The sequence below is a fragment of the uncultured Parabacteroides sp. genome (assembly GCF_905196875.1).
GTDB lineage: Bacteria > Bacteroidota > Bacteroidia > Bacteroidales > Tannerellaceae > Parabacteroides.
This window is the reverse complement of the sequence record NZ_CAJJWO010000063.1, coordinates 16,628-29,576: the sequence shown is the minus strand read 5'-3', so window position 1 is coordinate 29,576 and position 12,949 is coordinate 16,628. Positions and strand designations below refer to the sequence as shown.

At 42.7% G+C, this 12,949-nt stretch carries 7 protein-coding genes and 1 pseudogene; 7 read left to right on the top strand and 1 reads right to left on the bottom strand.

What is annotated here, in order from left to right; all coding sequences use genetic code 11:
* From QZ076_RS22015 to QZ076_RS17120, 7 genes and pseudogenes are all read left to right on the top strand, one after another.
* Positions 1-162, top strand: a pseudogene (locus tag QZ076_RS22015) (anti-sigma factor); the annotation flags it as partial.
* Positions 163-407: 245 nt separating this feature from the next.
* Positions 408-3,725, top strand: a complete 3,318-nt coding sequence (locus QZ076_RS17145) for a SusC/RagA family TonB-linked outer membrane protein (RefSeq protein ID WP_293715163.1) — start codon at positions 408-410, stop codon at positions 3,723-3,725.
* Positions 3,726-3,744: 19 nt separating this feature from the next.
* Positions 3,745-5,289 (top strand): SusD/RagB family nutrient-binding outer membrane lipoprotein, encoded by a 1,545-nt coding sequence (locus tag QZ076_RS17140; protein WP_293715160.1) that lies wholly within the window; start codon positions 3,745-3,747, stop codon positions 5,287-5,289.
* A 117-nt stretch (positions 5,290-5,406) separates the two neighbouring features.
* On the top strand, positions 5,407-7,488 hold the full coding sequence (locus QZ076_RS17135) for a BNR-repeat neuraminidase N-terminal domain-containing protein (protein ID WP_293715157.1): 2,082 nt from the start codon (positions 5,407-5,409) through the stop codon (positions 7,486-7,488).
* Positions 7,489-7,508: 20 nt separating this feature from the next.
* Positions 7,509-8,579, top strand: a complete 1,071-nt coding sequence (locus QZ076_RS17130; protein ID WP_293715154.1) for a metallophosphoesterase — start codon at positions 7,509-7,511, stop codon at positions 8,577-8,579.
* A gap of 7 nt (positions 8,580-8,586) precedes the next feature.
* On the top strand, positions 8,587-9,489 hold the full coding sequence (locus QZ076_RS17125; protein WP_293715152.1) for an alkaline phosphatase: 903 nt from the start codon (positions 8,587-8,589) through the stop codon (positions 9,487-9,489).
* Between the two features lie 15 nt (positions 9,490-9,504).
* Positions 9,505-10,500, top strand: a complete 996-nt coding sequence (locus tag QZ076_RS17120) for a metallophosphoesterase family protein (protein ID WP_293715149.1) — start codon at positions 9,505-9,507, stop codon at positions 10,498-10,500.
* A gap of 63 nt (positions 10,501-10,563) precedes the next feature.
* On the opposite strand, the gene QZ076_RS17115 is transcribed toward QZ076_RS17120, so the two are convergent.
* On the bottom strand, positions 10,564-12,843 hold the full coding sequence (locus tag QZ076_RS17115) for an ATP-binding protein (RefSeq protein ID WP_293715146.1): 2,280 nt from the start codon (positions 12,841-12,843) through the stop codon (positions 10,564-10,566).
* Positions 12,844-12,949: the final 106 nt, after the last annotated feature.

Here is a 12,949-nt window from a genome sequence, read left to right as displayed (position 1 = left end):
TTGTATGAGAACTCTTTCACCGGAACTTTCAGCGGGCAGCACCTGACGCTTATTCTTGAACACTTCCGGTTATCGTCAGGTATCCAATACAAATTTATAGATCCGGAGATAAATCCGGATAAAGGCAAAATTTCAGAAAAAACAATTGTTGAACTATATTAATTATTTGTGTAACCTAATAAATACAGAATGAAAGCAATGGAGCCTCCCTAAAACAAAACATACGGAAAAATATTGGCGTATTTTCCCGTATGAAAACCAACTGCAGGCTTGTTTGGCGACAAGCTTTAGCAAATGAATTTTTTAACTCTAAAATCACTTACAAATCTATGACAAATTATTTTAGCATCCAACATTTCAGGATGGTGAATTCACTGTTTATTGTCCTGAAAAAAATACCATTATGTATGAGACTCACCGCAATAATGCTATTTGTATGCATAGGATTGGCGTACGCATCCGAAAGCTACAGCCAGTCGGCAACATTATCCCTGAACGTGAATAATAAAACGGTACAGGACGTATTAGATGAAATAGAAAAACAATCGGATTTCCATTTCTTCTACAACAACAAACAGGTAAACACCAATCGTGTTGTTTCCATCAAAAGCAACAAGAAGAATGTATTTAATGTATTGGAACAGTTGTTCAATGGGACGGATATTAGTTACAAGGTTTTGGATAAAAGCATTATTTTATCACCCAAAGAAGTTCTTATCAGTGCTGTTGCCCAACAAACAATCAGAAATATATCAGGAACTATTACCGATGCCCATGGCGAACCGATCATCGGAGCCAATGTGTTGGAAAAAGGATCTACAAACGGAACAATCACTGATATAGATGGTAAATTTAATTTATCGGTACCGAGTAAATCCGCATTAGTTATCTCTTACATCGGATATGTTTCCAAAACAATTCCGGTAGGCAACCAGACTGTCTTCAGTATACAGCTAACAGAAGACACTCAAAACCTAAACGAAGTAGTTGTTACAGCCTTAGGTATCAAACGAGAAGAGAAAGCTTTAGGTTATGCCGTTCAGAAAGTGACTGGAGATAAACTGCCTCTTGCCAAAACAGTAGATGTAGCCACTTCATTAACAGGTAAAGTAGCAGGATTGAATATCCAGAACAGTACAGAGTTCAACGAGACACCTAAGATCAAACTGCGTGGGGAAACACCCTTGATCATTGTCGATGGTATACCCTATGGTAATATCACACTGGATGAAATTGCATCAGACGATATCGAATCTATAGATGTACTAAAAGGAGCGACAGCTTCTGCTTTGTATGGTGCCAGAGGTACAAGTGGAGCCATCATGATCACAACAAAGAAAGGTGCTGACCACGAAGGATTAAACATTAATATCAACAGCAACACCATGTTCTTTTCCGGCTATCTGGCATTACCGGAAACACAGCACTCTTACAGCCGCGGATTCGGGGGGAAATATAATAACGACTACGTCTGGGGGGATAAACTGGACATCGGCCGTACAGCTATTTTATGGGATCCGTATACATATGAATGGCGGGAACAGGAGCTAACATCCAAAGGTAAAGATAACTTTAAAAACTTCCTGCAATTCAGCATGGTAACCAACAATAATATCAACATCTCCCAGCAAGGTAAATATGGTTCATTCCGTGCTTCTATCACTGAAGTTTACAACAAAGGACAATATCCGAACCAGGATCTGAATAAGATCACCTTCTCTGTTGGTGGAGAAATGAGCTGGAAGAACTTCAAGATGGATGCTTCTGCTTCTTACAATAAACGAGTTTCCAGCAATGATCACGGTTCTGGTTATGCAGGTAGTTACATTTATGATATGGTAATCTGGGGAGGTACGGAATATGATATCCGCGATTATCGTAATTATTGGGTGAAAGATAAAGAGGGCATGCAGCAAAACTGGTATGACAACAATTGGTATGATAACCCTTGGTTCAAAGCTTACGAGATTACGGATGCTTATGACATAGATGTTGTAAATGCAGCAGTGAATACCAGTTATGAGATCACTCCGTGGTTAAAAGCTATGCTTCGTGCAGGAGTAGATGTATATTCAAAAAGAAATGAATGGAGAAATCCGCTCAGCGCCAATCAGGCATGGGATAAGAAAGGATTCTATGGTGTAAGTCGCGGAACTGACATGAGCGTAAATACGGACGCCATGTTAATGGCAGATAAAACATGGGGAAAATTCAATATGAACCTCATGGGAGGAGGAAATATCTACTATACGCATTATGACCTTATGAAAAGTACTACTCAGGGAGGTTTATCCATTCCTGAATTCTACTCACTCAACGCATCGGTCGATCCCATCAAAGCAAGCAGTGAACTTAAACAAAAACGAGTGAACAGCCTTTATGGAAAAGCCTCTTTCGGATGGGCCAGCACCTATTTTCTGGATGTAACAGGAAGAAACGACTGGTCGTCTACCCTTTCTGCAAAACAACGTTCCTACTTCTACCCTTCTGTTTCGGGTAGCATCGTCCTGTCTGAAATCATTAAACTACCGGAATGGTGGGATTTTATGAAAGTACGTGCATCATGGACTGCTTCAAAAGAAGATGCCGAGATTTATGCAAATAATAATGTATATACGGTATCTACAAACGTTTGGGACGGGCTTTCCACCGCTGCTTATCCATCGACCATTATCGGAGGATTAATCAAACCTAAGAAATCGGAAGTTTGGGAAATTGGTGCTGCTACAAATTTACTCAAAAACCGGTTATTCATCGACGCATCTTATTATCGTAAACTGGAATCTGACTTTATTATAAAGGGAGGAGTAAGTAGTTCTACCGGTTTTCGCAACATACAGACAAACTTTAAAGAAACCCGTCTTCGTAGCGGATTTGAGATCACTGTAGGAGGAACACCGATACAGACCAAAGATTTCAGCTGGGATATCCTGACAAACTGGTCACACGATCAATATACATATAAAGATATAGATCCGGATTATTCGACTAAAAAGCCCTGGGTGAAAAAAGGAGAAAGTTGGGATTGGCTGGCAATAGAAGATTGGGATCGCGATCCGGACGGAAATATCATCCACAACGGAGGTATGCCGGTCAGACAATCTTTTAAAACGAAGGTTGGAAATACAACTCCGGACCTGGTTTGGGGTATAACCAATACTTTCCGTTATAAAAATTTCACACTCAGTTTCACTCTGGACGGACGAGTTGGAGGTTTATCATTCTCCAAGACCCACCAGATGTTATGGAATACCGGAACTGGAAAAGATACGGACACACAATGGAGATATGAAGAAGTGGTAAACGGCAACCGTACTTACATAGGCCAGGGTGTAAAAGTCGTTTCCGGTAGTGTAACCCGCGATCCTGATGGAAATATACTGGAAGATACTCGTGTATTTGCACCAAATGATGTCGTTGTTTCTTATGAGGCTTATATCAGTAAGTATCATGACAATAACAATACCCCCAGTCGTCAGAATATGTTGAGAGAGACATTCTTTAAGCTACGTAACTTGTCTCTTTCTTACGATTTGCCATCTGAATGGTGCCAGAAAATGAGAATGAAGAACGCTTCTATCGGATTTACCGGACAAAATCTGTTCCTCTGGGCTAAAGATTACAAATATGCCGATCCGGACAAAGGTGGAGATTCCGATGGTATAGAAAGTCTGAACTCTCCTTCTCAACGTTATATGGGAGTAAATCTAAAAGTTAATTTCTAAACCGATAAAACATTACGATATGAAACTAAAATATAAAAGTATACTATATATACTGAGTGGGACTCTCCTTTTTTCAGGATGTACTTCCAGTTTTGACGATCTGAATACCAATCCGGATACAACAACTAAAGTAACATCGTCCATGCTCGCTACTAAAACGATATTAGATATAACGAAATCAGCCAGCAACTGGAAAAACGAATTTCTGGTAAAACGCATGTGCTGGGGAGAACAAATGGACGACTCGCAATACAACCGTTTCGGAAAAGGCAGCTTCGAAGGGCTCGAAGTTCTGACAAATGCCCAGAAGATAGTGGAGTTAGCCCCGGAAGATGATCTGAACGCCTACACTGGCCTGTATTATCTTTTGAAAGGTTGGTATTTCTTCCGGACAACTATGAACATGGGAGATATTCCTTACTCGGAAGCGTTGGACATCGATACATATCGGTATCCCAAATACGATGAACAAAAAGATGTATTTAAAGGTATCCTGGCAGATCTGGCACTGGCAGACGAATACTTTGCCAAAGCAACCAGGGCTTTCTCCGGCGATCCTTTCTATCTGGGAGAACCCGGCAAATGGAGAAAGGCGACCAACGTTCTACGTCTGAAAGTTCTCATATTTCTTTCTAAAAGAGCAGATGACACTCCCGAACTACAAATAAAAGAAACGTTCGCAAAAGTTGTATCTGAGAACAATCTGTTTGAAAGTAACGAAGATAACCTGCAAGTTGTTTACTCTGATAAAGAAGGACAGAAAAACCCTTATCATGTAACAGAAACCCGTAGTATCGAGTATTATGCTGCTACCAATACGCTGATCGAACCGTTGAAGAAATTCAAAGACAACCGATTGTTCTATTATCTAGCTCCGGCTGAAGCACTTACCAACGAATTGTATCTCCCGGCAGGAGAAACCTTGAAAAAGGCAAATGACTGGGATGCTTACCTGGGTGTGGACGTAGCAGGAGTATACGATACAGAAAAAGATAAAATAGCCAAACGACTGCATTCGCGTCCGAATGATGTTTATCGATATAATTACGTTGGAGTACCTTGTATCCGTTTAGGATATGCAGATATGAATTTCATTATGGCAGAGGCTGCTGAAAGAGGATGGATCAACCAGTCAGCGAGGGATCTTTATGAAAAAGGCGTTCGTGCCTCTTTCCAGTTCGTACGATCTACTGTCCCGGCAGAATACAACAATGGAGTTGAAATAACGGACGAATACATCGATACTTATCTGAAAGGAGAATACGTTGCTTACAAAACAGACGGAAGTTCGATCGACCGATTGAAACAGATTTGGATACAGGCATATCTGGCCAGATATTTCCACATGGCAACAGACGATTATTACGAATACCGCCGAAATAAGTATCCGGAATTCCCGATCAATCCTGAAACAAATCTGAATGATGCCAAGGATAAAATTCCAATGCGGTATATGTATCCAGAGTCGGAAACCAACTATAATAAGGAACAATTATACGAAGCTTTGGAACGACAGTGGGGTGGTGTTGATGACGTGAACGATATCATGTGGATTTTAAAATAAACGACACGAATACTTCGTTTTTTTATCATGAGAAATAAAAGGGATAGGAGAATTCCTATCCCTTTTTCACACAAAATGGTTACCTTTGGAGGTATAAAAACACATTACATTAATATCATGAAATACCAGTATAACAAACAGCCATTCTTAGAGAAGGCATGCTTCTTTATTCTATTTTTACTCAGCTCATCCGTTATCTCATCAATAGCCCAATCTCCCGGTCAAAATCTCGCCTTACATCTCGACGGGAAAGACAACAACGTAAAAACAGGTATCCGAATCCTCAACGCTCCCTGGACACTTGAGACATGGATCAAAGGGGATGATACATCCTGGAAGGATCAGGAAATCATTTTCGGAGGCGGTGAGTACAGCCAGTTGAATATAACCGATTATCTCCCGCTCATTATTGAAAAAGGGAAACTCCATAACACCCAGGCTGATTTATGGTCGAAGGAGGTGTTGGATGATCAATGGCATCATGTAGCCCTTAGCTGCGACGGAACTGTTACCCGATTGTATCTGGATGGCCAGGTGGCAGACAGCAAACCGATTGCGGTATCCGTTTTACCCGGAGCTCTGGGAATAAATGAAAGTGATACGACAGCCTTCGGAGGCCTCATGGACGAAGTACGTGTCTGGGATTCCGCCTTATCTACCGAAACGATACGGGAATGGATGACTAAACCGCTTGCCCCTACTCATCCCCATTTCAAGACATTAATTGCCTATTACAATTTTGATGACGGGATAAACGACGCATCCGTCAACTGGGTCGGGAAAGGAGACCAGGCCTATCACATACGAAACGGCCGGGTAGATTATAAAGGGACAATCCCTATGGCTTACACCGTAGTAAACGACAATCCTAAATTTAACTACACAGCCGACAAACCCCAGGAATTATTCAATGCAGTCGTAATAGACAGCGAATGGGATGCAGACCAGGGCACACAAGACGATCAGATCCTGAAATTAAGAATAGCAGTCACCGGTAATCAAACACCATTATCCTTAACCGAACTATCACTGGATCTGTCGGATATGACTTCCCTCTCCGATATCTCTCGCGTACATATATATTATACCGGCAAGAGCGCCCGTTCAAACACACGCACTGAATTATTCGGAAACGGCAAAGCACCCGAAGAGAGAATGACATTCAAAGCCTACAAAGGAGCCATAAAGCTGACGCCGGGAATTAATTACATACTGGTTACCGCCGATATTTCCGACAAAGCCACTTTCGGTAATAAGATAAAAATAAAAGTTCCATCCTTCAAGCTGGATAAAACGAATTATATTCCGGAAATTAGCGAAGGACAGATTGAAAAAAGAATAACCTGCAACAGCAGTAATACCCCCGACATCGTCAAAGTCCTGCAATGGAATATCTGGCACGGCGGCCGACATGTAGGTGATGACGGACAAAGCCGTATCATCGACCTGCTGAAAGCTTCCCATGCAGATATCATAACCATGCAGGAAGGTTACGGCGGACAACAACGTTTTAGAGACTCGCTCGACTACAATATGCAGACTCCGGCTTTAGATGATAACCTGGTACTTTTCAGCCGGTATCCATTAACAAAGATACCTACAGAAAAGACTTTCAACTCCAATCCTGGAAAAATAACATTACCCAACGGGCGTCAACTCCTTGTAAACGCTTGCTGGCTACGATATGCCTACCGTCCGGAATACTCTTGCAATTATCCGAATAGCGGACACGATCCACGTATCTGGGTAGCAGAAGACTCGATCCGGGCTCTGGTCGATATGAAACATATCCTCGAAAAGGATACGAAACCTTATCTGACAGACGGTGACACCCCTATCATTATCGGTGGAGATTTCAACTCATGCAGCCACCTGGACTGGACTGCTGCTGCAGCTCCACTACATTATGGATACGGGCCGGTTCCATTCCCTACCACCCTCTATATGCAGGCAGAAGGTTTTAAAGATAGTTTCCGTGAAATAAATCCCGACGAAGTAAGTCGTCCGGAAGGTACTTTTGCCGTTATTTACGGACAGTTACAGGTTAGCCGAATCGACTTCCTTTTCTACAAAGGAAAAGGTATTAAAGCGGTTGCATCAAAGATAATCAAGACAGCACCCGAAATCGACGATGTATGGGCTTCCGACCATGCGGCCGTAATGACCATATTCGATGTAGCTCCATCTACCGAACAGTAATATCATAAAACAAAATACACATGAAAACAAAACTTATTCTTTCTCTCCTCTTCCTGCTCGGACTGATCGAGGTTTCCGCCCAGGTCTATCCGGTAAGGGCGCAGCTATCCGATAAAAACTCATTTTCAATGATCTTGTTGCCCGATCCGCAGAGTTACATCAAATTCGACGCCAACCAGCCATTATTCGAACTTCAGACGGCATGGGTGGTCAATAATATGGACTCTTTAAATATCAAAGGCGTACTTTGCACGGGCGATCTGGTGGAACAAAACGAAATTCGTATTCCCGACGGTGTGAATGGTAACCAAACCAGCGAAGAGCAATGGAAGGCAGCGTCAAGGGCATTCGAACGCCTCGATAATAAAGTATCGTATGTGATCTGTACGGGAAACCATGACTACGGCTATGAGAAATCAGAAAACCGCCTCTGCCATTTCCCTGATTACTTTCCATCCGAACGAAACAGTTGCTGGAAGAAATCACTGGTGGAAGTAGGCAATAACTACAAGGATATACCGACCCTTGAAAATGCGGCTTACGAATTTGAAACCGACACATGGGGGAAAATACTCGTTATCTCACTTGAGTTTGCCCCACGCGACGAAGCGATAGCATGGGCTAAGCAGGTGACCGAAAAGCCGAAATACAAAGATCATAAAGTAATCCTACTCACCCACTCGTATCTTGCCTGGAACGGTAAACGCCATGAAAAGGAGAACTACAAAGTATCGCCCGCCAATTACGGGGAAGCTATTTGGCAGAAACTGGTTTATCCGTCTTCAAACATCTGTATGGTGCTTTGCGGCCACGAATGCGAGATAGCCGACTATAAAGACAATGTGTCTTTCCGCATCGACAAGAATGCCGCCGGAAAAGAGATACCGCAAATGATGTTCAATGCCCAGACCGCCGACGGAGAATGGCATGGCAACGGTGGCGACGGCTGGCTGCGTATCCTCGAATTTATGCCCGACGGACAAACGATCAAAGTAAAAACATTCTCCCCGCTTTTCGCCTTGTCACCTCTGACTGCGGATAAAGCATGGAGAACAGAGTCATACGACCAATTTAATATCACTATAAAATAACACAATCATGAAACAGAAAAACTTATTACTTATTCTGGTTTTAACCATTTTCACTATCAGTACGGCTTTTGCCGCCAAACCAAAAGCAAAACACGTCGTCTGGATTGGCCTCGACGGCTGGGGAGCTTACAGCGTGGAGAAAGCAGAAATGCCTGTCACCAAACAATTTATGAAAGACGGTTCCTATACGTTGAAGAAACGCTCCGTATTGCCATCTTCCAGTGCTGTGAACTGGGCTTCTATGTTCATGGGTGCAGGTCCTGAGATACACGGATACACAGAGTGGGGATCACAAACACCCGAACTGCCCTCACGCGAATTAAATAAGCATGGTATTTTCCCGACTGTATTTCAATTGTTGCGCGACGCTCAGCCGGATGCAGAAATCGGTTGTCTTTACGACTGGGACGGTATCAAGTATCTGGTCGATACCTTGTCCATGAGCTACCATGCACAAGGCCCGGACTATAATAAACAACCGACCGTTCTATGTGAAATGGCTGTTAAATACATCACCGATAAAAAGCCGACACTTACCATGATCGCTTTTGACAACCCCGATCATGTAGGACATGCCGACGGACACGACACCCCTGCTTATTATGCCAAGATAAAAGAGCTGGACGGTTATATCGGTCAGATTGTAGAAGCGGTAAAAAAGGCCGGTATGTATGACGACACGATCTTCATTATCACAGCCGACCACGGCGGTATCAACAAAGGACATGGCGGCAAGACCATGCAGGAAATGGAAACACCGTTTATCATCGCCGGAAAGAATATCAAAAAAGGATATTGCTTCGATGATATCAGCATGATGCAGTTTGATTGCGCTTCTACTGTTGCCGAAATCTTCAACCTGCAGCAACCGCAAGTATGGATCGGCCGTTCAATGCCAGTCTTTAAATAATTAATAGAATAGAAGATGAAACAGTTATTCTTTTGTATCATATTCCTGTTGGGCGGCTTACTGAACGGTAAAGCCCAGCAGCCGTCTTTGAAATTCAATAAAGATGGAAAATTCAAGATCGTACAGTTCACCGACGTACATTATATCCATAACAATCCGAAGTCGGCTATTTCAATCGAAAGGATCAACGAAGTGCTGGATGCAGAGAAACCGGACCTGGTACTTTTCACCGGTGATGTAATTTATGGTAAGCCGGCAGAAGAAGGTATGCGTACCATACTTAACCTGGCAGCCAAACGTAAGATACCTTTCGGCATGACTTTCGGCAACCATGATAACGAACAAGGCCTGACACGCACACAGTTGTTCGATATCATCAAAACGATCCCTTACAACCTGACTGATTCCGTCAAAGGCGTATCGGGAGCCAGCAATTATATTCTTCCGGTCAAATCTTCGAATGGAGATAAAGATGCAGTCGTGCTTTACTGCATAGACTCTCATTCTTACTCCCAGATAGAAGGTATCGGCGGATACGATTATATCAAGTTCGACCAGATCCAATGGTATCGCGACAACAGTGCCAGATTCACTAAACAGAATGGCGGAACACCTGTTCCCTCTCTGGCCTTCTTCCACATTGCTTTACCGGAATATAATCAGGCGGCTTCCGATGAAACGGCTATTCTGGTAGGAACCCGCAAAGAGAAAGCCTGTGCTCCGCAACTGAACTCCGGCTTGTTTGCTTCTATGAAAGAAATGGGAGATGTTCAAGGTGTCTTTGTCGGCCACGATCACGATGACGATTATGCCGTTTACTGGAAAGGTATTTTACTGGCGTATGGTCGTTACACCGGTGGCGATACGGTTTACAATAACCTGACAAACGGTGCACGTGTGATAGAAATGACAGAAGGTGAAAACGGTTTCACCACCTGGATCCACCTGAAAGGTAACGAGATCATCAACAAGGTCAATTATCCTTCGGACTTTATTAAGAAGAAAGACTGATACTTTCCCTATACAAAACCAAAAGCCCTCTTCGCTGTATAAGTAAAGAGGGCTTTTCTATTTTCATGGTTCCACTAACTCCGGAGAGCAAGGGAGCCAGGCCCAGAATGTAGATCCGACACCGGGAGTTGAAGTAAATCCGACTTTTCCTCCGGCCGACTCAACAATCGCTTTGGAAATTGTTAATCCTAATCCCGTTCCCTGTGCAAACTCATTCAGTTTCTCAAACCGGGCAAAAACCTTGTCATGCTTTTCCTCCGGAATGCCGACTCCTGTATCTTCTACATATATCCGGAGTCCTTCCCCTTCAATTGAATACCCCATTTTTATATATCCCGATTTAGTACATTTCACTGCATTAGTAAGGAAATTCATCCACACCTGTTTAAGCCGGTTTCTATCCAGATCTACTAAACAATCCCTTACCTGATTATCTTTCAAAAATTCAACGGCAGAGTTATTTTCAACTTTCGGCAGAATCGTCATATATAATTCATTGGAAACTTTTGCCAGGTTAAATCGTTCTTTTTTACGTTCAAGAACGCCTGATTCTATTTTAGAAAGATCCAGAATATCGTTAATCAACCGTAGCAATAAGTCATTATTGGCTTGGATAATACTCGCATATTCCACTTTCTCTTTCGGATTATCACAAGTCGTTAACAGTTCGGAAAAGCCGACGATCGCATTTAGAGGAGTGCGTATCTCGTGACTCATATTAGCCAGGAAAGCAGATTTGAGCCGGTCGGAAAGTTCCGCCTTTTCTTTCATCTCTTTCAGTTCCTGAATCATCTTTTCCCACTTCGTATTATTGATAGAAATACCGGTATAACGAGTTACACGTCCTTCTTTGTCTCTTTCCAACTGTATTCCGGTAATCAGTAACGTCTGCCATTCGTCATCCCACTTCGTCAAAGAACGGTATTTCAGATTAAATTCCTTGTCAATGCCCTGAAACATGTGGTTCATATAGTTCCTCACTGTCTCCAAATCATCCGGATGAGTCACCCGCATATAATCTTCAGGTGTAAAGATCTTTTCAGAGTGATAGTCGTTCACCGGATCGTTGAATGCGCGAAACCGTTTAGTCTTCACATCGAAATCCCAGTATGACATACCGACCGTTTTGAAGGTAAGCTCTATCCTGTAATTTCTATCTTTCAGTTCCCTGTTCAGCTTTTGTAGCTTGGGTATGTTTTGCCTGAAACCTGTAAAACGTACGATATTACCATTATCGTCCTTTTCAAAGGGGACGCCTATGAAGTCGCAATACTGCCATGTTTCATCGGAACGTGTTTGAATGCGGCAGGTAAAATTGATCGTATCGTTATCGCCAGCCAACAGAGATTGCATAGTTTTATAGAACATGGAACGGTCTTCCGGATGGATCACTTCCATGTATTCAGGAATAGTCAACAACCGGTCGCCCTGATAATTATTGATCGGATCGTTATAAGATTCAAACTTCTGAGTGCGCACATCAAAGTCCCAATGCACGATATTGTTAACTTTCATAGCCAGTTCGCGCTTTGCGATCAACTCTTGCGTCTTCTTGGCCAGTCGCACCTTTTCCGTTATATCCAGCTGCGTTCCGACAATCAGCAGTTTCCCCAAATGCTCTGACGACAGACGCATTCTACTTTCATAATAACGATACTGCCCCTCCTCTTCGCTGTGAAAGCGCAGAGTGATCTGTCCGTACCGTACTTCTTTATTTATCAGCTGAGAAAAAAGCAACTTCAAGGGCACATGATCCTGAGGATGCAACAAGAACAACATCTCTTCCATCGTCATATCCTCTTTCGCGACAATGTTCCCATACAACGAATTAAACACTCCTTTATGCACATCATATATCCAGGATGACATATTAGCTGCATCCATCGCCATCTCGAGGTTCTTCTTCGTTTCCTCCGTCCGGTATTCCTCTTCTTTGACGTTGGTTACATCATTGGTGAGCAATATATGTCCGATGATGGTATCGGCCTTATTCCGTATGGCAACGACCTGTGCCTTATAAATGATTGTATCCTTATTGTTGGAAGAAAAGTATGCCTTGCTGTTTATCTGGTCGAAGTCATATTCGAACTCTAAATTAATTTCCTCACCCGACCTGATCTGAGCTTCAAGCGCATCATCCACATAAGGGCTATTGAAAAGGTTGACTTTGTTCAATACCGTAGTCCGGTCGTCCACCCCATACAAACGTAAAGCATGGTCGTTAATACTGCGTAAAACACCATCCGTGTCGTATATTTCGATACCGATCGGCATAGAAGAGTAGATACTGTTCGTAAACAGATATTGCTCTTCTATCAATCTGGATATTTCGTTGTCTCCCATCTGTCACCCTCTTTCTGTCTATCAGAGGCCATATACTCTTTTTTGCAGGCAACTCTAGTCGTATTCATATTCATACGCTTTCAAGCCTTTGCAAAAATAAAACAAT

Bases quoted from the DNA above. Each gene is read 5' to 3' on its own strand.
- QZ076_RS17145 (WP_293715163.1), top strand. From the start codon at position 408: ATGAGACTCACCGCAATAATGCTATTTGTATGCATAGGATTGGCGTAC.
- QZ076_RS17140 (WP_293715160.1), top strand. From the start codon at position 3,745: ATGAAACTAAAATATAAAAGTATACTATATATACTGAGTGGGACTCTC.
- QZ076_RS17135 (WP_293715157.1), top strand. From the start codon at position 5,407: ATGAAATACCAGTATAACAAACAGCCATTCTTAGAGAAGGCATGCTTC.
- QZ076_RS17130 (WP_293715154.1), top strand. From the start codon at position 7,509: ATGAAAACAAAACTTATTCTTTCTCTCCTCTTCCTGCTCGGACTGATC.
- QZ076_RS17125 (WP_293715152.1), top strand. From the start codon at position 8,587: ATGAAACAGAAAAACTTATTACTTATTCTGGTTTTAACCATTTTCACT.
- QZ076_RS17120 (WP_293715149.1), top strand. From the start codon at position 9,505: ATGAAACAGTTATTCTTTTGTATCATATTCCTGTTGGGCGGCTTACTG.
- QZ076_RS17115 (WP_293715146.1), bottom strand. From the start codon at position 12,843: ATGGGAGACAACGAAATATCCAGATTGATAGAAGAGCAATATCTGTTT.